The organism is Nitrincola schmidtii, from assembly GCF_008973715.1.
Taxonomy (GTDB): domain Bacteria; phylum Pseudomonadota; class Gammaproteobacteria; order Pseudomonadales; family Balneatricaceae; genus Nitrincola; species Nitrincola schmidtii.
Genome location: NZ_WBOL01000001.1, coordinates 43,147 through 63,647, shown reverse-complemented (window position 1 = coordinate 63,647; position 20,501 = coordinate 43,147). Strand labels below are relative to the sequence as shown.

Sequence of the window (20,501 nt, the reverse complement as noted above, 5' to 3'; positions counted from 1 at the left end):
TATCTCCGTGAGCGAAATGCAACAACGGCTAAAATTTCATCTTAAGCGTGTTCGTCAAATACGTCGCTGATCTGTTTCAAAAGGCGACGTTCTTCCATCAAATCTTCGATTTGACGACGACGTTTGCCATTGTATTTGAGACGGCTACGACCGATCTCTTCTTCTTCAGAAAATTGTTCGCTCCAGTCATCTATCTCATCGACAGAGACCTGATCGACACGTACTTTTGTGCCCATCTGCATACTCTCACTACAAAGTTAATACATTTTCCAGAGCGCCCGAAAACCGGTATCTCCATAAGCGCGAATATAGTGTTGAATTCGCGCTTATCAAAATTAAAAAAAACTATTAACTGTGAATGATTTTTCTATAATTTTCTATTTTTCCATTACGTAATTGCCAGGAGCGTCGCACAAAGGATATAAGTCTTTCTCTGGATTACCCATGCTCGGTGGTAGCACATGTCCCGAAGACTTAGATTCTAACCAACCGGCCCAAGGTTCCCACCAAGACCCCACATGCTTCTCATGCTGCTGCAGCCATTGATCGGCTGGGATATGTTTATCCTCGGCATGTTGCAAGCCAATTTGGAAATGACGCCTTGGGTGACCCGGTTCACTGACGATCCCGGCATTATGTCCGCCACTGGTTAACACAAAGGTAACTTCGGTATTGAAGATGTCATTAATCTTGTAAACAGACCGCCAAGGCGCAACGTGATCTGTGACCGTGGCCACCGCAAAGACGGGGACTCGAATATCACGCAACGATATAGGTCTGTCATTAACGATATAACGTCCACTCGCCAAATCATTATTCAAAAATAAGAGCCTTAAGTACTGAGAATGCATGCGATAAGGCATCCGTGTGGCATCAGCGTTCCAGGCCATTAAATCATTGGTGGATGGTTTGTCGCCCAGTAGATATTCGTTGACCATTCGCGACCAGAGTAGATCGTAGGAGCGAAGAAGCATAAAGGCCCCCGACATCTGCTTGGTATCGAGATAGCCTTTTTCCCACATGATATCTTCCATGTAGCTCAGCTGGCTTTCATCGATAAACAGCATCAGTTCACCGGCTTCAGTAAAGTCAGTTTGCGCGGTAAACAGTGACACGGATTTGAGTCGATCATCTTCATCACGTGCCATAGCAGCAGCAGCAATCGATAACAGTGTGCCACCCAAGCAATAACCCGCCGCATGAATTTTTTGATCTGGAATGATGTGACTGATCGCGTCAAGCGCCGCCATGACACCTTTTTGAGTGTAATCCTTCATGGAAAGATCGCGATCTTCGACGGTTGGGTTGTGCCAAGAGATCATAAATACGGTAAAACCTTGATCCACTAAATACTTCACCATCGAATTATGCGGTGATAAATCTAAAATATAATATTTCATTATCCACGCAGGGACGATCAAGACAGGTTCGGCGTTTACTTTCTCTGTGGTGGGGCTGTACTGAATCAGTTCAATCAATCGGTTTCGATAAACGACCTTGCCAGGTGTGGCAGCTAAATCGCGTCCCACTTTTAGATCGGACTCTTCATCAGGCTGCTGTAGTAGACTGTGTTGAATGTCCTCAACCAGCTTTTGCATACCCTGCATCAAGTTCATTCCCCCTGAAGACAAGGTTTTTTGCGCGACAACTGGATTGGTCAAGGCAAAGTTGGTCGGTGACATCATATCCAGCCACTGGCGAGCAGAAAAATGAACCATACTTTCATGATGCTTGGCGACACCCGGTATATTGGTGGTCGCGTAATGCCACCATTGCTCATGCAGCATAAAATGTTGCGAAATGACATTGTAAGGAAACTTCGACCAAGCGGGATCTTTAAAGCGACGGTCATCCGCCAGCGGTTTAATATAGGGCTTGATATCTGGGTCGAAGGGTGCACGGGATGCCCACAACAAGAAAGCGGAATGCTTACGCATCATATTTTCCATCATTTCGGCAATCTTGCCTGGCGAGTGACCCATGTGGATCAACCAATCCATATAAGCAAGTAATAAAGATGCGGGTGACATCCCTTTTGTGAAACGACCTTCCATCGCATGAATCAAACGATCTAGCGTTGTTTTGATCTCTGGCATGGTAGCGCCTTGAATACCTGTCATGATGACTCCCAAAAAACGTTATTAGCTTATATACAGTGTAGTCAAAGGCTGCCCAGATGCACCAGTCTATAAGTAAATATACTTATGTAAGCATCGAAATTGCTTTTGCTGCACCTGCGAAATGGATAGAATGTATTAAACTTAAGTCTGAAGGTAAAACCTTAAGGCTCAACCCTCAAAAAGGGAAGGAAATCACATGTCGACTAAATACCTAAAGCGCTTCTTTCGTCCACGTTCAATTGCAGTCTTTGGCGCCTCCGAGCGAGAAGACAGCATGGGCGGAATTGTGTTGCGAAATTTACTCGACAGCGGTTTTAAAGGCCCTCTGTTTGCCGTCAACAAAGAGGGCTATAAACAGGTCAATGGTGTGACATGTTACAAAAATATAGGTGCTCTACCAGAGATGCCTGATTTGGCCATTATCTGTACACCACCCGATACTGTCGCTGACTTGGTTCGCAAGCTCGGAGCCAACATGGTTCGTGCGGCGATGATCCTGACGGGGGGGTTAACCCTAGAAAGTATTACCGGACAAGGCAGTATCAAGGATGAAATTCGTGAAGCCGCGCGTTCCTATGGTATTCGTATTTTAGGTCCTGACTGTATGGGCATGTTGATCCCCGGCTCTAATATGAATGCCAGTTTCTCGCATGTAAACATTCGCAAGGGTCGCGTTGCCTACGTAGGTCAGTCGGGTCTTATCGGTACCGCCATGATCGACTGGGCCAATGGTCAAGAAATCGGCTTTTCGCACTTCTTAACCCTGGGCGACGGCGTCGATGTCGATCTGCCCTCAATTATTGATTTCCTCGCAGGGGAACCAACAACACACGCCATCCTATTGCAAATGGATCGAGTGATAGGGCCCTCACGAAACTTTATTTCTGCCTTACGTGCTGCGTCACGCAACAAGCTAGTGCTGGTGTTAAAATCGGGCATTATTCCTGATGGACGAATGCAAGAAGAGGTCTGCGAGGGTATTGCGGATCAAGACCATGTCTATGATGCCGCCTTAAAAAGAGCCGGTGTTGTTCGAGTAGATACGTCTGACATGCTGTTTAACGCCCTAGAGACACTGACACGCATGAAGCCTATGCGTGGAGAGCGTATCGCTATCGTGTGTAACGGTATGGGTCCAAATGCCTTAGCCTACGATCGCTTGCGTGCCCGTCAAGGACAGCTAGCAGAACTTACAGAAGAAACCGTTAAAGACTTAGCCGACATTTTACCGGCTCATTGGAATGGCAGAAATCCAGTCGATCTAAACGCTGATGCAACGCCAGATCGTTATGCATCCGTTATCGAACGCCTGCTGAAAGATCCTAACGTAGACTCTGTACTTTCTATCCATGCACCTACACGTATGGCACCCAGTATTGAAACCGCTGATGCGGTCGTTAAAATTGCCAAGAAAACTCCCCGAAATGTGCTGACCTGTTGGATGGGACGCGAATCTGCCATCGGCGCTCGTAATCGGTGTAACAACGCAGGGGTTATCACCTTCCTTAATCCAGAAGAAGCGATTGATGCCTTTATGTTCATGGTGGAATACCACCGTAACCAAAAGGTGATGCGTCAAACACCGGCGCCTTATCGTATTGATAACCAGCCAAATCGCAAAAAAGCACTGGATTTAATTGACAGTGTTTGGGCAGAAGGGCGTGACTTTCTAACGCACACAGAAGCCTGTGATTTGTTAGACCTTTACGAGATACCCACCTCTAATACGCATTATGCCAATGACATTGATGGTGTGGTCGATATTGCCAGTCAACTCGGTGGCTCCGTGGCGGTGCGCGCTTTGCATCAAGACAATGCTTATCCCTTCTGTTACGAGCGTGATAGCAGTCGCAATCGCTGGCGAGATCTTGCGTTGGATCTTTATTCGATGCAAGAAGTCCGGCATGCGACAACTAAGCTAGCCTATCGTATTAGCGAGCGTTATCCGCCAGAGCAACAGTTTGGTTTTGCTATACAGCAAATGAAGCGCGGTTTCCAATCGCTGCAGATCAATTTAGGTATTACCCGTGATCCAGTATTTGGTCCGTTGGTGATTTTCGGTATTGGAGGCTATACCGCCGATACCATGGCAGATCGAGCCTTAATGCTAACCCCGATAAATTCTGCGTTGGCTCACCAACTGATCCGCCAATCTAGGGTATATCAGATCATTTCTGAAAACTCTGAGTGGCCAGAGCGTGATTTAGATAACCTCTGCGATCTGCTGATAAAACTGGGTCAAATGGCCGTTGAGTTAAAACAGTTGAAAGCGTTGGAAATCAATCCCCTGTTACTCAATAAACGCGGTTTGTTGGCGGTCGATGTATGCGTCTCCCTAGCAGAGCCTGCAGAGCTATCCGTTTCGCCCTATCCCGAACATCTTACCGAACAAATTACCCTCAGGCGTTCCGGTCGAGCTGCAACGCTTAGAGCCATTAGGGGAGAGGATGAACCCGCGCATTTAGAATTTTGGAATCAACTGTCACCTGAGTCTATCCGACTGCGTTATTTTTACAGTCGTGGAGTGCCCACACATCAAGAGCTGGCTAATTGGACACAGATCGATTACGACCGCGAGATGGCGTTGATCGTATCAGCGCCAAAACTTGATGGCTCAGGAGTTGAGACTCTGGGTGTCGTTAGAGCGGTCACCGATGCAGATAATATTCGTGCGGAGTTCTCCGTCGTGATACGCGATGATATGCAGGGCGAAGGTTTAGGGATGATTCTAATGGAGAAAATCATTCAGTACTGTCGTGCTCGAGGTACCTTGATGATTATGGGTTCAACGCTACCGTCAAATAAAGGCATGCAGGGATTGGCTAGAAAACTTGGCTTTAGAAATAGCTTTAACAGTGAAGAAGAAGTGATCGAAATGAAGCTGATGCTTCATGAGCCAACTGAAGACTGGCAGATGCTCAGATTACAGCACTGATAAACCATCATAAGTTGCAAAGCGAAAGGGGCCGCAGATGGCCCCATCGTTTAAGCAATCGGCCCTGACTAAAGCGTAGGACAGAAGATATCGTGAAGTGTGCCAATCAGGCGCTTAGCCTTATCACCCTCTAAAGAGTAATAGATGGTTTGTGATTCACGACGTGTTTTAACTAATCCATCACGACGAAGCAAGGCCAAGTGCTGTGATAACGCCGACTGGCTCAAATCCAAAAAGCTGTTCAGCTGGGATACGGACAGTTCACGATTACCCAAATAGCACAGAATCAGCAGGCGGCTATCATTGCCAAGTGCTTTCATCAGTTGCGCTGCTTGAGCAGCATTGGCCTTCATTAATTCAAGTCCTTCTGCAGGAAACGAAGGCTCCTGGTTTATTTCAGAACTCGTAGCAGCATTCAATTGATTCACCCTAATAATATTTTTTTTTGTGCTTACTGATCTATTTTATATAAACTTGGTCTGAATATAAAACTTTGTATTATACTGATCTGAAATCAGCATATTCCGATTTGCGCGAGCTTATCAATTTCTTTTTCGTACACATGGACATTGTTTATGCTAAAGCGACTGCTTCAGCCGCGACTCATACACTTATTGCTGTTTCTGATCGTGATAGCAGGCGTACTGTTGAGTCATGGATTGCACAGTCGGGCCAGCATTCAATTCGATCATTTTCATCGTCAAATAGAAAGTCGTTTTGGTGCTAATCGAGGTCAAGTAGCGCGCAACTGGGAGTCGATGATCAGACAGGCGTCTCAAGCGTCCACAGAAAGACAAAAACTCGACATCGTCAATCAATTCGTTCATCAACACGTTCGTTATCGAACAGATCAGCGACTCTATGGTATTGAAGACTATTGGGCATCCCCCCTAGAAACACTGGGGCATGGTTTAGGCGATTGTGAGGATTACGCGATTTTACAATACGTGAGTCTGCGACTGGCGGGTGTGAGTGACGATCGTCTGCGACTTATTTACGTTAATGCCAGAATGGGTGGGCCAAGAAGTAGCATTACGCAAGCCCACATGGTGCTGGGTTATTATGCCACGCCAACGTCAGAGCCGCTTATTTTAGACAGTTTAGTGTCAACGATCAGTCCAGCTTCACAGCGACCCGACTTGTCACCTGTGTTCAGTTTTAACAGTGAAGGTTTATGGGCGGGTGGGGCGACATCACCTGCAGCCAGCTCTACCGCTCGCCTATCTCGGTGGCGAAATGTGTTAGACAGAATTCAACAGGAAGGAGTGACCTTTCAATGAATAACAGCATAGCAAAATGATTTCATTAAGGAGAATCAAATATGTCACTGATTAGACAGCTCTGGATAGCCGTGGCCTTAATGATGTCGATCGCCTTCATCAGTAGCTTTAGCATTAGTACCTTCAAAGCAAAGGACTACTTTGAAGAGCAGCTGTTGCTGAAAAACATCGACAATGCCAACTCGCTGGCCTTGACCTTGTCACAAATTGAAAAAGACCCCGTGATGATAGAGCTGATGATCGCGGCGCAATTTGATACCGGTCACTACCAGCGAATTGAACTGATAGACCCGGAAGGAAATACTATTCAGCGAAGAGTGTTTGAGGGTGATGCATCCCTAGGTATTCCGAACTGGTTTACAGATTTTGCACCCTTGAATATCGAACCTGGCGTCGCACAAGTGCAAGATGGTTGGTTCCAGCTAGGGACCTTATTTGTTGAAAGTCATACGCGTTTTGCCTACCAGGCTTTATGGGCGACCACTCGAGATCTATTTGTTTGGTTTTTAGTGGTATCTCTCGGGGCGGGTATACTCGGCACCTTGATTCTAAAATACATCACTCGTCCGTTGGATGATGTTGTCAATCAAGCAGAAGCGATTGGGGGAAGGCGTTTTATCACCTCACTGGAACCCAGTACCCTTGAATTTGGTCGCGTGGTGCGAGCCATGAATATTCTCTCTGAGCGCGTTCGATCTATGTTGAATTCCGAGCGCGAACGCTTAGAGGAAATGCGTTATAAGAATCAGCATGACGCCCTAACCGGCCTCGCCAACCGTGAATACTTTTTTAGTTTGCTGGACAGTCGTCTTCAACAAGATGATAAAGACGCCCAACATGCGATTTTATTGATCAGAGTCTTTCATCTGGCCACTTTAAATCAACAGCTAGGACATAAAGCGGTTGATGACCTTATCGTGAAGCTTGTCAATCGACTGACTAGCTCTATCAATGAGCTATCTTCAACCTATACACAAGCCGATGCAGGGCGCTTAAACGGCAGTGATTTTGCCATCTTGATTACTGATGCTAATGATCTATCTGCATTGTCTGACAAGATACTTGAAAGCTTACAGGAGCTGTCTGATAGCTATGCACAACCATTGCAGCTTCCGATTGCGGCTACCTATTTCTCACCCGAGGTGAGTCGTGGCAATTTAATGATGCAGCTTGATACCTTGTTAGCGCAGGCAGAACATCGTGAATCAATCTGCAGCGAACTCTGCCTGGTTTCTCAATCGACGCTTCGTTTCAGTAATGCGGATGAATGGCGAATCGTATTGTCTGAGGCGCTGATTAGAGAGCGTATTCATGCCGAGCATTATCCAGTGCTCAGTCTTGATGGAAAACTTATTCATCAAGAATCGATGATGCGTTTGCAGTTACAAGGAGAAGTGCATACAGCGGGATATTTCATCCCTTGGGCAAGACGTTTAGGCATGCTGCCACAACTCGATTTAGCGATGGTGTCGCATCAACTGAAGTATCTTTCTTCTAAGGAAAATTTGAAACCCACAGCGATCAACCTGTCCGCAGAGACTATTGCTGATGTTGTCACCTTAAATAAACTTCACTCGTTGTTAAAAGCATATCCCACGGTGGCGCCCTATATGGCATTTGAGGTGAATGAGCGTTGCGTTGCGCAAGATCCTGAAGTGTTTCGTGAATTCTGTCGTTTACTGAAACCATTAGGGTGCTCAATAGGACTTGAACGTGCTGGCGCTGATTTTGCCAAAATCAGTAATCTACAAGAATATGGATTGGACTATATCAAGGTTGATCAAGCTTTGATGAAAGATATCGATCACGAAAGCACACAACAAAGTTTCTTAAGAGGGCTTGCGACACTTGGTCACTCGATAGGCTTAATGGTCATTGCTGAAGGTGTAAGGGATCCTAACTTGATAGATGTATTCAAGCAGCTAGGTATTGATGGTTGTACCGGACCCGGAGTGAAAGTTGACAGCTTTAAAGAAATTTAAGGCTGTCATCGTCATCATCAAGCAGGTTAAGGTGATTCGTTCTCTGACGTAGCGTTTGGCGCATCATCAGTTTTTGCTGGGCTTCATTAGGAAGATCGGTAAACTTGATAACTTTCTTATTGATGAGAAGCTCAATTAAGTCGTCAAGAACACGGATGAGTTCAATGTCGGAGTTATTTAATCTAGCTATGGTTTGTTTGAGTTCATCATCTTCATTATTCATAAATTCACCTACAAACCTTTAATCAATAACATCAAGTGCATCCGATCTCTAGCGCCAAGCTTACTAAATATCGACGTCAAATGAGCTTTAACAGTCCGCTCAGTAATATCTAACTGCCTAGCAACTTCTTTGTTGCTAGCACCTTTTAAAATTAATGAAGTCACCTCACGCTCTCGATCCGTTAAAACATTCAGATCAACGTTGCTACTTTCCTGTTGTTTGATCACAGAAGAAAGCGTGCTCACCATTCTAGCCACGAGAGTAGCCGGCAGCCACATTGCATTTTCAGAAATACTATTAGCGACTTGCTTTAGTGTGTCGACATTAGACAGTGCGTCTATATACCCCCTAGCACCAGCCTCAAGTGCCTCTCTTAGCTCATCAATGTTTTGTTGACGAGACATAGCCACGACTGTGCAGTTGTTCTGCGTGTAATAAGCAATCATATCTAGCCAGTTATTCGTATCTGTTAGTATCCAAACGATCGAACCCCTTGGCGTCGAGGGCGGCAGTGAGGCTGACACAACAACCTCAGCATCTGGAAAAGCTTTCGTCCAGCGTTGGCTGTTAAAGCGTTCGTCGGTAATAAATAGATTTTTTATATTCATCGTTCGCTCATCGCCTGTGAGGTGGCTCTAAGTACCGGTTTAAGTATGTACTCTAAAACAGTTTTCTTGCCAGTTAGAATATCAACTTGTGTTGTCATACCCGGAATAATGGTTAGGTTTTCATCAAATCCGGATTCGAAAGTACGTAAACGTACCAAGAAAAAGGTGTTATCGCGATCATCTGTTATCGTATCAGCGCTGATATGCTCCACTTCTGCATCGAGACCGCCGAAAATAGCGAAATCAAAAGCGGTAAACTTAATCACAGCGCGCTGACCAGGACGAATGAATGCGATATCCTTGGGTGCAATTCTTGCTTCAATGATTAACTGATCATCTAAAGGGACGATCTCTAGAACTTCTCTGCCGGGTGTGACCACACCGCCAACAGTATTCGTGAATAGACGCTGCACAGTACCCCTAACCGGCGCTTTAATCTCTGTTTGGCGAACCACATCCTCAAGGCCTGTTTCAGCTTGAGTGAGGACATTTAGGCGTCCACGAGATTCAGAGAGCTGAGCATTCCAGCGATTTCGAACGGTCAGCTCTACTTCACGTATCTTGTTTCGGGCTTCTTCAATAGCCGCTTCGCTTCGACTAATGCCCGCTTCCGCACGATTTAATTCCCCACGAGCATTGGATAATTCTCGTTCAAGGCGAATAATATCGATATCAGAGACGGCTCCCGATTGTAATAAGGGACGCGTCACTTGAAGCTCTCTGGATACAGAAGAAACTGTACTCGCGTACTGTGATCTTGCGGCGCGTGCCTCACGAAGATCTTGCTCGCGTTGTTCTAATTGCCGCTGGAAAATAGAAATCTGCTCATTCAGTTCTTCACGGTTATTGAAGAAGGTATTGCGTTCATGATTGACGATCTCGGGCGCTTCAATAACGATGTCGGGGGGGAAGTCAGGTTCATCAAGATTTCTAATAAGCGCTTGTAATCGAGCAACCTCTGCGGTTAAAGACAAGAACTGCGCACGGCTTTCACGAAGACTGGATACAGCACGTGTTGGATCAATGCGCAGTAATAAATCACCTTGGTCTACAATTTGCCCTTCACGCACTAATATTTCTTCAACGATACCGCCATCTAAAGACTGAACCACCTGTAACTGTCGCGATGGAATAACACGTCCATCACCCCGAGCAACTTCGTCTAAAGGTGCGTTAGCGGCCCAAACCAACAGAGCTATCAAAGCTAGCACCATGATATAGAGTAAACGACGTGCATGAACGGGCTCTTGTTGAATGCGTCCCCATTCAGCATCCACGACCCAGTCTTTATCAGCGGTTGTTCCTAGCCAGCGACCAAATATTTTATCGATCAGCGGCGCACCACGGTGGCCAACAGAATCACTGATTTTACCAACCTGTTCAAAACCTTTTTGCTCAAGACTGACTTTAGTGTCTGTCATTAGCTAGCACTCCCAATACGACCTTGTCTAAGTGCTTCCATCACATTTGCTTTTGGACCATCTGCCACAATTCTACCGCCATCTATGACGATAATTCGATCAACCAAAGTGAGCAGCGAACTGCGGTGGGTAATCACTAAAAGGGTTTTGCCTTTACTAAATCGTGACAAGTTATGCTTGAACTGTTCCTCACTGGAATGATCCAGTGATCCCGTAGGCTCATCCATCAAAAGGATAGGAGGGTCATTAATCAATGCTCGCGCAATGGCAATCGACTGACGCTGTCCACCTGAGAGGAGTTGTCCACGTTCTCCAACCTGCATATCAAAGCCAGCAGGGTGAGCGTTAATAAAAGGGGCTAGTCCACTGAGATTGGCCGCTTTCAGTATCTGATGATCTTCCGCCTGAGGGCAGCCGATAACAATATTTTCTTTCAAGGTACCAAAGAACATTGAAATATCTTGAGGAACATAACCCACTTGATGGCGTAGCTCGGCAGGATCTATTTGGCGCAGATCAACACCATCAACCAATACAGAGCCACTTTCAGGAGCATAAAGTCCAAGTATTAGCTTTTCTAACGTCGTTTTACCGGACCCATTTTTACCTAAAATGGCAACATGTTCTCCAGACTTAATCTTGAAAGACATATCGTTAATCGCTAGACGTTCATCATCGGGATAACGGAAGTTAACGTGTTTAAACTCAATATCACCCTGAATCGTTGGACGACTGGTCCAACTCTTGCCTTCTGGGCGTTCAACCGGTCGATCCATCAACTCATTCAACGATTGCATGGCAGTAGACGCATGATGATATTGTGCTAACAACCCAGCGGCTTGACTAATCGGTGCCATAGCACGTGAAGACAGAAGATAAGCAGCAATTAAACCACCTTGAGATAAGTTGCCCTCAACAATCATGTAAACACCGATAATAATGATAGAAACCGCAACGGTATGTTGTGTCCATTGCGCACCATTACTGATGGATGCTGACAATAAGCGCATTTGAGCACTGGTACGAGTCAAAAAGATGGTGGTTTTTTCCCAGATATTTTGAATACGGCTTTCAGCACCAAAACTTTTCACCGTTTCAAGGTTCGATAAGCTCTCAATCAATGTTGAGTTACGCATGGCACCAGCACGCATGGACGTTTCTGAAAGCTGATGCATCTTCGACTGTGCACTCAATGCATAGATCAAGACCAGTATTGCACCAACAACAATAGGCAATACTAACGGCCAGCCAATAATCGCTATAATTCCCATGAAAAGCAGCACAAATGGAAGATCCACTAACGCGACAATGGTCAAGGAGCCCATAAAACTACGAATAGATTCAAATGATTGAACATTCGCCGCAAACGACCCTGCTGAAGCGGGTCGATTGGCCATCTGCATACCCAGAATTCGTTCCATGATAGACGCCGACAGTTTGACATCAGCTCGGCTAGCCCCTAAATCAACAAACCAGCTCCGCATCATACGCAGCACAAGATCGGCAGTTAATACCGTAAAAATTCCGGCTGACAGAACCCACAGGGTATCCGTGGCATGGTTAGGTACAACGCGATCGTATACGTTCATGACGAACAAGGGCATCGCAACCGCAAACAGGTTAATCATGACGGCGGCGATAATAATGTCACGGTAAAGTCGGCGGTTTTCGCCGATAACTCCCCAAAACCAGTGTCGATCTTTTACCTTATTGATTTCAGACGCACGGTTGTCGAAGCGAAATTGAGGACGTGCGTAAATAACACTTCCTGAATATTGGTTATTCAACTCCTGTAGCGAAACGGTAACTACCGTGTCACTTAACTCAGGGTAAATGATTTCTGCGGTGTTTTTTTCGCTATTGATACTGTTCAGGACACAGGCTTTGTCTTCTTTGAGAATCAGGATAGCGGGAAAAAGATTTTCATTGAGTTGGTTAAGTCGAGTGGATGAAATTCTACTTGCTAAACCAGCGCGTTTCGCTGCACGACCAAAAATAGAAGGTGTTAGATTGCCTTCAACAAGAGGCAAGCCTGAGACTGCGGTTTCAGCAGAAATAGGCATTTCATGAAAACGCGAGAGTATTAACAGACAACCTAAAAGCGCACCCCCAGAGGGGTGGTGAAATTCTGACATATTGAATTCCATCAACCATATTTAAAGCAAATAGGACCCGAGCTAAGCAAGGGTCCACTGGGTAAAGCTGTGCTTTATTAACGCTTATCGATTGCTCAAGATATGCTGACTCACATCTAGGTCAGGACACGCGCTATCAGGATCAACGGTAAAGGTTTCAGCACCTAAATCAGCCAATGTTGGTAAGCCTTCTCGAACGATATCAAGAGCAGGTAACAATTCACCCATTAACGTTAAGGTGCGGCCAGATGCGATACTGCGATCGTAGAATGCATTGGTAAACGCACGGCTAGCTTGAAAGTACTCGTTTTCTGAGTCCAAGACATCAAGTAACGTACGTTGTCCGATATCGAACTGATCCTTGTATGCAGTCCGGACGCGATCAGATGAAATGCGGTGCTGGTTTAAAGCAGGAAGCTGCTCATCCAGTTTACGTACATCGTTGATGGCGATTTGAAGGGTTTGGCGTAAGTCAACACAGGCTTTATCACGCTGACTCTTCGCAATATTCACTTCTTCGTAAGCACGCTGCAAGGATGCCTCATCACGCCCACCATTAAAGATGTTGTAACGAAACTCTAAAGCAACTCGAGCGTCATCACGACGATTGCTAAAGCCTCGATCATCAAAGCTTTGTGTGCCATAGCGAGCAGTCAAGTTCAAGCGAGGACGGAACTCAGAACGGCTAGTTTCAACCTGTGCTTCTTGTGCATGAATATTACGGATAGCAGCATGGAATGCAGGGTTGCCTTGATATGCCAAGCGCAAGGCTTCACGCACATCTGCAGGGATATTGCTATCATCCAAGCTGACAGGTTGCATATCAGCAGGTGGTAAATCACCGACCAGACGTAAATAACGCGCGCTGACATCGTGCAAGTTAGACATTTCAGTCACAAGGTTAGATTCAGCCAACGATAAACGACCAGAAATCTGTTCTAAATCCGCTCGACGAGCAACACCCGCACGTGCACTCTCTTCAATGGTGTTGAAAACAGAGATATGTTCTTCTAAGTTTTCTTCAGCCAATCGAACCAGTTCACGAAAACGCATAACATCTTCATACGCATTCATGGCTTGTAGAGCGATATTTTCAACATCATCAAGAAGTTCAAAATAACGAACTAGTTGAGCACTTTCGAAACGCGTTACTTCGCTACGAGTTCTGAATCCATCGTATAACATCTGTGTTAACGAAATCTCAGCGGCAGCGCCAGAGAAGTTTCGTTTAGTATCGCTGTTATTCTCCCAATCACGATAGTTATGACCATAACTGGCCGTAAAGTCGACGATGGGCTTGTAACCACCTCGAGCAAAACCTATATCGTGATTAGAGGCTAAAAACGCATGCCAGCTAGCCTGGACTTCTGGGTTAGTTTCTATTGCTTGACGCGCAACATCTGCAATGGTGACAGACGACATTTGTGAGTGAGCATTGGAGTAAATCAGACAGCTGCCCACAAAAAAAGTGGCTAAAATTTTGCGTTTTACGTTCATTTTCTTCATTCCTTTCACCCATAAATAAAGCGTAAATGTTTTTATTATTTATATAGTAGCAGCATAGCGTAAGCAAATGGTAAGCAAGTAATATTTGTACTGTTCCTACTCCATTAACATAACTTATAGACTGTTAAATAGCTGATGTAAAATATTAAGTAATAGATCATGCTCTCGATCAGCTATGGTATCCAACGTGCGTTCCAATAAAACGCTCGCAGCGTGTCTGTGATCTGAGTTGATCAATGCCTGAGCACCCATTAATACCGCCATTGGCAATCCATCGGCATAGGCATTATCTATGCCATTGATTAGCCAGTCAATTTGCTCACAATTTGCTGGGGTGCTGGGCGATACCGTTAAGCTTAAAATCAGCAGTTCAGATGCACAGAGCCACAAATGATGCTGTAAACTGTTTGCAATTTGATGACATGCCTGTGCTGTTTCCAATGCACGATCCGGTTCATTACACGCCGCTAAGGTTGTTGCAGCAAAGAACAACTGAAAACAATGGCTTGTCGTTGTAAGTGTCTCAGCAGGTAAGGCCAGTAATTGATCACAATAGCTGACAGCGTGTTTCGGTTGACCATCAAAACACCAACTCCAACACAAAAATCCCATCGATAACACGACAGGGCTCTCATGACTGTAGTGATACAACTCGATGGGATCAAGCTGCTCGCTCAGCATCAGTGATTGTTCAGCATGTTCTCGGCTGGGTTTGAACTGTCCTAACCAAAAGTAGCTATTTGCCAGCGCCCAGTGAGCCAGAGTTAGCTGAGCGGGTGTCTTTGCGTGGCCATACAGTAAATTGGCCGTTTGAAAGCGTGAGCGTTCAGAGTCAACCGATCCCGTACCCAGAAACAATAGATACAGCGCCCGAAAACAAGCGCTTTCATCAGCGACTTGTTTGGCCAGTTGTAAGGCTTCCGAAGCAGCTTTGTATGCCTGTTGATCACCATAACCAAAGGCCATAATTCGGCATTGAGCTAAATCATTCAGCAATGTAATTCGTGTTTTCAGCGAATACTCTACTGAACTGCCTAGTTTAAAAGCCTCACCCAAACATTGCGTGCCTTCAAGATAGCGACGTTGCTGCAATTTAGCTTGACCACAGTGCAGGTAAAGGTCGGCAGCTTTGTTCAATTCACCTGCTGCTTTCCAGTGATAAGCCAGGCGCTCCTTGTGATCTTTAATATCTTTACTTGGCTGTTTCTGTTGTAGCTGTATTGCCAAGGTCTTGTGCACGAATCGTTGCCGACTCGGCGGGTTCAACGAAGCCAAAACCCGTTCTAATATCGGCGGTGCAAACGAAATCTGTTTTTTACTCTTAGATACTAATAGTTTGGCATCGACTAGCTGATTTAATGTGTCTGCAGGTGTGAATAGATTCGACATCTGACTGATAAACGCTTGCTTGCCAGATTGTATGTCAGGCCACTGCAAGGCTAACTGCAGTGCACTGTCTCGCCACTCGCCCAATTGATCAATAGGGTAACTAAAATAATGCAGAATCTCAGGTGGAATAGAATAGTCTGCCGTGATGCCTGACACCGCTTTTAATAAATAGGGATTATGATCGGTCATTTTTAGAAGAAAAGCCGTTTCATCGGGTGAGCGCCAAGTTTGATTGTTTCGCGAAAAGAACTTTAATAAGCGACTCGCGGAATCCTCACTCAGCTTTGGCAGGTCTAATCTTAGCCAGGGTATATCAGCGGCATCTTCTGGCAAATGACGGGCACTCGCCAGTAGAAAAAGAGTGCAAGATGTTAAATCTGAAATCTTGTCAATTAAGGCTAGGGTTGCCGAATCAATCCATTGTGCATCTTCAATCCAAATTAATAGGTAAAAGTTATTAGTCTGTTGAAGCATTTGCATGATTGCGACACTAGCCTGTTGAATCATTTGTTCAGAAGGCTTTACCTCATTGGTTAGCAAATCAATAAGAATGGGTTGATCTGCCAGTTTATCCCAACCGTGTCGAAGTAAACGTTCTTTTAATGTGTCAGCTTTGACGGCCTCATCAGCCTGAAACCCGAGTAACTGTCTAATGCAGCTAATCAGCGGGAACAGAGGTTGTTGCCGACGATCTGGGTAACAACGCAATTTGAATACTCGATCACCATGCTGTCGTTGTTTTTTAAGCCATTGGGTGATCATTAGCGTTTTACCCGATCCAGCCGGGCTAGTTAAGCTAACACACAAAGGTGATTGCAAACGTTTAACCTGATCACGTAATTCGTCTAGTCTGCTTGACAAGGGTGCTTGTTCAGGAAGTGGAAGGAGGTCAGATTCTACCAACCAGGTGGGTTCATCAACCAGCAAATAAGTACCCAACAGGCTGCCATCATTACGACGGCGGCGTTCGGTAACTTTTCGTGCCTTTATTTTTCGGTTCAATAGGCGATAGCAGGGTTCGCTAAGTAAGATTTGACCATCCGTAGCGCTTTGGCACAGTAACATCGATTCTTCGGTAACATCACCCAAAAGATCGGGCAATGAGTCACCGATAGATGAAAAAAGTATGCCGCAGTGGATACCAACCCGCAAATCTATGTCTGCATGATTGCGAGCATAATGCATTAAGCGTATAGCACCTCGAACCGCAATCCAGGCATTATCTTCAAGGGCTACAGGCCAGCCAAAATAGAAAAAAGCACCACGTCCAGTACTGGTTAATTTATAGGCGCCAATCTCGCCACACAATAATTTTCGAGCATAGAGACCGGCATCAAATAATGTTTGCGCTGACGCCTCAGGATCAGTTAAGTGGCATCGCCATTGCAAATGCACAACAACAACCGGGGAAATCTTCTCGATAGCAGGAAACTGTTCTGGTTGGGAAGAGCGATCAGGCTGTTCTATCAACTCATGATTCAGTCGGTTGTAAAGCAACTGGGACTGCATATCAGGTAAAACACCCATCTCACGCTGAATGCGTTGAGTAAAATTCTCAAACATTCTCAGCGCCATGCGTGCTTGTCCATTCTCTGAACATAACAACATCGCGTCACGCAGTAACGACTCATTATCAGGGTTTAGTTGCTGTATCATTTGAGCATAGTTAATCACTAAGCTCGATTGGCGATCGGCCTGTGCTTGCATGATTAACGTATTGAGTAGTCGAGTTTGGCAACATCGATAATAAGCACGCTTATCAGCCAGCCAGTCCTCAAACTCATCACAATCCGGTAGCGAATAACCCGACATGAACTCGCCAGTCAACAAACTAGTGTCAATAAACTCTTGTCTGTTGTTGATCTCCGACATTGCGCAATTTTGTATGGTTTCCAGATGTGCAATATCTAGATTTAGCAGGGGGTTGTTCTGAAAAGTGATGTGGTGACGATCAACGATCAGCGCATCACTAAACGGATGACCCTCAAATAATTTGGTTAAAATTGACAAGACCTGACGCAGGTTAACCCGTGCTGACTGTTCATTTAAATCAGGCCAGAATAAGCTAGCAATAAAGGCACGCGAGTGATTACGATTCCGTTCCGCAGTCAAAAAACCCAACAGGCCTAACGCCTTTCGATAGCGAAGCTGTATGGGTATCTTAATCGCATTGTCTTCAATCATTGGTTTATCGAGTAGATAAATCCAACTCACTTTCGTATTCAAACACTCACTCCCAACCGTTTTCTGTGTAACCTCAATGAACTAACTCATCATAGTTACATATCCTGAGAATCTGAACGTTTTGAAATTTTTTTTTGAAAAGACGTTGAAAAAACGTTGAAAAGACATGATGTACTTCGTTACAAAGGAGGCATTTCGATCCTTGGACTGATTTGTGTAAGCATGAATCCTGTCGAATCAGTCAATGGTTCCGGTGCGTAATCACAATAAGTAGTTAGGGAAAATGTCATGGATACCTCACTCTTAGCCAAAAAAGTCAAAAATCACTGAGTTTGCAAGATGCATCAAAGTTCTATTGAAAAAAATTAGCTCTAGCCCGTTAAGATAGGGTATCTTTAATTCTATTCTGATAGAATTCATTTCATACAAGCGTTTGTTAAAAGTAATTTGGTTAATGTATCCAGTTAAAAGGTTAACGACAGGAAGATGGCTGTGGGCAAGTTAAGGATTAAACCTCATGAGTCAAAGTTGAGTGCTCTGGCTAGACTGGCTGATGCAGCAATAATCGTCATTACTTTGTGGTGTCTAATAGAGTTGATGGGGTTGGAGTGGTTGCCAACTTACTATGTTATGGCGCTGACCTCTATAGTTATCTTTAACTTCATTTCTGAAATGAGTCTAACCTACCGCTCTTGGCGAGGTGTTGGGATTAGGGCAGAGATAACCTCCGTGATGAGTAACTGGATCGCGGTTATTTTTATATTTGTTCTAATCGACTTTTTGTTCAAGCCTACCGACCTTTACAATCGTGAGCTTCTGCTCTACTGGTTCCTACTAACGCCCATCGAGTTAATTTGTTGGCATGCCATCCTTCGCTTGGCGTTAAGCGGTGTGCGTGCTACCGGTCATAACACGCGATCTGTGGCTATCTATGGTGCAACAGAATTAGGTCTTCAAGTCCACGAAAAGCTGGATCAAATGCCTTGGTCGGGATACCGCTTTCTTGGTTACTTTGATGATCGTAACTTTGAAGCAGGGCGTCGAGAACTGCAATCGGTAGAAGGTGGCCATCGTGACCTTGTTGAGCGTGCGAAAGCAGGAGAGGTTGAAGTTATTTTTATTGCGCTTCCTTTGCGTGCAGAAAAGCGTATCAAAAACCTACTTGATGAACTAGCTGACACGACGGTATCTGTTCACATGATGTTAGACGTATTTAGTTTTGATCTACTCAGTGCACGATGGGTGGATTTAAACGGAATGCCGGCCATTAGTATTTTTGAATCCCCCCATATCGGCATTAATAGTATGGGTAAGCGAGCTGTCGATTTAATATTTGGCAGTATGATATTGCTATTAATAGCAATTCCAATGATAGCCATTGCTATAGGGGTGAAGTTAAGCTCTCCTGGGCCTGTTTTCTTCAAACAAAAGCGCTATGGTGTGAATGGACAAGAAATCAATGTCCTTAAATTCCGCTCTATGACCGTTATGGATCCAGGTGATGGCGAAGTTAAGCAAGCAACCAAAAATGATGCGCGCATCACTCGCTTCGGCGCTTTTATTCGTCGCACATCATTGGATGAACTGCCACAATTCTTAAATGTGATTGGTGGAAGTATGTCAATAGTTGGGCCTAGACCTCATGCTGTTTCACATAACGAATTTTACCGTGGTCAAATTCATGGCTATATGTTGCGTCATAAAGTTAAACCGGGTATTACGGGTTTAGCACAAATCAATGGTTTTCGGGGTGAAACGGATACCCTGGATAAAATGGAAGGACGTATACGCTATGATCTGGAATATATTCGTAGTTGGTCTATCTGGTTAGACATCAAAATCATCTTTCTTACTGTCTTCAAAGGGTTTGTTGACAAGAATGCATATTAGTCAGTTGTTTGTGATCTGAGTTGTCGAGAATATAAACGTTTATATGAAGTGTTTGTTTTTTCTCGAGTCTTCTTCATTTATAAAATTCATGTTGAAAAATGTTGCAATGCAAAAATTTACCTTGATACATGGTTACATGTTGTTTATTGATCACTTATAATCGAACACGACACGGATGTGTCACGAGGTATCTTTGGCGTAGCAGTCCTAGCCAAGTTACCGTGAATTCATGAGTTGAAGATGTTTAAAAAGTTGAGGATTCAACATGAAAAAATTGATTTTGGGTGCTGTATTAATGTTAGCATCATTCGTAGTGAGTGCTGCTTCAGTAAGTATCACTCCAGTATCAGGCGCGATTCAATTAAGTGCTGGTGACTATTACCAAGCTGGTAATACAAGTACCTTCCAACTTGAGTTGAATGGTATTGATACTGGTATTGCTTCTGTTGGTTTTACTGCTTCTCTGTCTGACTGGTCTTACAGTCTGTTTGAAGGCACTGATACCAGTGGTACACCAGCATTTTCTGCTGGAACCTTTGTAGCTAATAGCGCGCAAGGCTTCTCACTAACCATGGTTAGCTCTGTCATATACTCACTTGTACTAAGTGGTGATGTCGGTACAAGTTTTGGCTTTCTAACTACCTTCAATGTGCCTATTGAAGTCTCTGAAGTACCACTACCAGCAGCAGTATGGTTGTTCGGCTCTGTGTTGCTAGGTGGTTTGGCAATGCGTCGTCGTTCACAAAAAATGAACGTGCAGGCTGTTGCTGCATAAGCATCCAAAGTGCTAATAAAAGGGGCAATTGCCCCTTTTTATTTGTAGTGGTT

Annotated in this window: 14 protein-coding genes; 5 read left to right on the top strand and 9 right to left on the bottom strand. The window is 44.8% G+C overall.

Features of this window, described 5'->3' with window-relative positions:
• Window positions 1–41: 41 nt before the first annotated feature.
• Entirely contained in the window at window positions 42–236 is a 195-nt protein-coding gene (locus tag F7R24_RS00245; protein ID WP_151669238.1) for a PA3496 family putative envelope integrity protein, read from the bottom strand.
• A 141-nt stretch (window positions 237–377) separates the two neighbouring features.
• Complete coding sequence (locus tag F7R24_RS00240; protein WP_240775917.1) at window positions 378–2,120, bottom strand: PHA/PHB synthase family protein; 1,743 nt, start codon at window positions 2,118–2,120, stop codon at window positions 378–380.
• A 196-nt stretch (window positions 2,121–2,316) separates the two neighbouring features.
• Here F7R24_RS00240 and F7R24_RS00235 point away from each other — a divergent pair, with 196 nt between their 5' ends.
• A complete protein-coding gene (locus tag F7R24_RS00235; protein WP_151669237.1) occupies window positions 2,317–5,055 on the top strand; it encodes a bifunctional acetate--CoA ligase family protein/GNAT family N-acetyltransferase in 2,739 nt (912 codons plus the stop codon).
• A gap of 68 nt (window positions 5,056–5,123) precedes the next feature.
• Here the strand turns inward: F7R24_RS00235 and F7R24_RS00230 are convergent, their stop codons facing one another.
• Complete coding sequence (locus F7R24_RS00230) at window positions 5,124–5,408, bottom strand: ArsR/SmtB family transcription factor (protein WP_151669507.1); 285 nt, start codon at window positions 5,406–5,408, stop codon at window positions 5,124–5,126.
• 222 nt (window positions 5,409–5,630) lie between these two features.
• Between F7R24_RS00230 and F7R24_RS00225 the strand changes: the two genes are divergently transcribed.
• Window positions 5,631–6,335, top strand: coding sequence for a transglutaminase-like cysteine peptidase (locus F7R24_RS00225; protein ID WP_151669236.1), 705 nt, complete (start codon window positions 5,631–5,633; stop codon window positions 6,333–6,335).
• A 41-nt stretch (window positions 6,336–6,376) separates the two neighbouring features.
• Window positions 6,377–8,317 (top strand): bifunctional diguanylate cyclase/phosphodiesterase, encoded by a 1,941-nt coding sequence (locus F7R24_RS00220; RefSeq protein WP_151669235.1) that lies wholly within the window; start codon window positions 6,377–6,379, stop codon window positions 8,315–8,317.
• Here F7R24_RS00220 and F7R24_RS00215 read toward each other — a convergent pair.
• The 6 genes from F7R24_RS00215 to F7R24_RS00190 form a co-directional block, all read right to left on the bottom strand.
• The gene (locus tag F7R24_RS00215; RefSeq protein WP_151669234.1) at window positions 8,304–8,540 is read right to left on the bottom strand and encodes a hypothetical protein; all 237 of its coding nucleotides are present in this window, start codon (window positions 8,538–8,540) and stop codon (window positions 8,304–8,306) included. The genes F7R24_RS00220 and F7R24_RS00215 overlap by 14 nt on opposite strands.
• A gap of 8 nt (window positions 8,541–8,548) precedes the next feature.
• A complete protein-coding gene (locus F7R24_RS00210; protein ID WP_151669233.1) occupies window positions 8,549–9,148 on the bottom strand; it encodes a response regulator transcription factor in 600 nt (199 codons plus the stop codon).
• Window positions 9,145–10,569, bottom strand: coding sequence for an HlyD family type I secretion periplasmic adaptor subunit (locus F7R24_RS00205; protein ID WP_151669232.1), 1,425 nt, complete (start codon window positions 10,567–10,569; stop codon window positions 9,145–9,147). Before F7R24_RS00205 ends, F7R24_RS00210 begins: the two co-directional genes overlap by 4 nt.
• On the bottom strand, window positions 10,569–12,704 hold the full coding sequence (locus F7R24_RS00200; RefSeq protein WP_240775915.1) for a type I secretion system permease/ATPase: 2,136 nt from the start codon (window positions 12,702–12,704) through the stop codon (window positions 10,569–10,571). Before F7R24_RS00200 ends, F7R24_RS00205 begins: the two co-directional genes overlap by 1 nt.
• An 84-nt stretch (window positions 12,705–12,788) precedes the next feature.
• A complete protein-coding gene (locus tag F7R24_RS00195) occupies window positions 12,789–14,201 on the bottom strand; it encodes a TolC family outer membrane protein (RefSeq protein WP_151669230.1) in 1,413 nt (470 codons plus the stop codon).
• A gap of 123 nt (window positions 14,202–14,324) precedes the next feature.
• Window positions 14,325–17,825 (bottom strand): ATP-binding protein, encoded by a 3,501-nt coding sequence (locus F7R24_RS00190; protein WP_151669229.1) that lies wholly within the window; start codon window positions 17,823–17,825, stop codon window positions 14,325–14,327.
• A 486-nt stretch (window positions 17,826–18,311) separates the two neighbouring features.
• Between F7R24_RS00190 and F7R24_RS00185 the strand changes: the two genes are divergently transcribed.
• Window positions 18,312–19,673 carry an undecaprenyl-phosphate glucose phosphotransferase gene (locus tag F7R24_RS00185; RefSeq protein WP_206057442.1) on the top strand — a complete coding sequence of 454 codons (1,362 nt, stop codon included), beginning with the start codon at window positions 18,312–18,314 and terminating at the stop codon, window positions 19,671–19,673.
• A 265-nt stretch (window positions 19,674–19,938) separates the two neighbouring features.
• On the top strand, window positions 19,939–20,448 hold the full coding sequence (locus F7R24_RS00180) for a hypothetical protein (protein ID WP_151669227.1): 510 nt from the start codon (window positions 19,939–19,941) through the stop codon (window positions 20,446–20,448).
• The last annotated feature ends 53 nt before the right edge of the window (window positions 20,449–20,501 follow it).

Coding starts and splice junctions, on each gene's coding strand:
- F7R24_RS00245 (WP_151669238.1), bottom strand. CDS start 236: ATGGGCACAAAAGTACGTGTCGATCAGGTCTCTGTCGATGAGATAGAT.
- F7R24_RS00240 (WP_240775917.1), bottom strand. CDS start 2,120: ATGACAGGTATTCAAGGCGCTACCATGCCAGAGATCAAAACAACGCTA.
- F7R24_RS00235 (WP_151669237.1), top strand. CDS start 2,317: ATGTCGACTAAATACCTAAAGCGCTTCTTTCGTCCACGTTCAATTGCA.
- F7R24_RS00230 (WP_151669507.1), bottom strand. CDS start 5,408: ATGAAGGCCAATGCTGCTCAAGCAGCGCAACTGATGAAAGCACTTGGC.
- F7R24_RS00225 (WP_151669236.1), top strand. CDS start 5,631: ATGCTAAAGCGACTGCTTCAGCCGCGACTCATACACTTATTGCTGTTT.
- F7R24_RS00220 (WP_151669235.1), top strand. CDS start 6,377: ATGTCACTGATTAGACAGCTCTGGATAGCCGTGGCCTTAATGATGTCG.
- F7R24_RS00215 (WP_151669234.1), bottom strand. CDS start 8,540: ATGAATAATGAAGATGATGAACTCAAACAAACCATAGCTAGATTAAAT.
- F7R24_RS00210 (WP_151669233.1), bottom strand. CDS start 9,148: ATGAATATAAAAAATCTATTTATTACCGACGAACGCTTTAACAGCCAA.
- F7R24_RS00205 (WP_151669232.1), bottom strand. CDS start 10,569: ATGACAGACACTAAAGTCAGTCTTGAGCAAAAAGGTTTTGAACAGGTT.
- F7R24_RS00200 (WP_240775915.1), bottom strand. CDS start 12,704: ATGTCAGAATTTCACCACCCCTCTGGGGGTGCGCTTTTAGGTTGTCTG.
- F7R24_RS00195 (WP_151669230.1), bottom strand. CDS start 14,201: ATGAACGTAAAACGCAAAATTTTAGCCACTTTTTTTGTGGGCAGCTGT.
- F7R24_RS00180 (WP_151669227.1), top strand. CDS start 19,939: ATGAAAAAATTGATTTTGGGTGCTGTATTAATGTTAGCATCATTCGTA.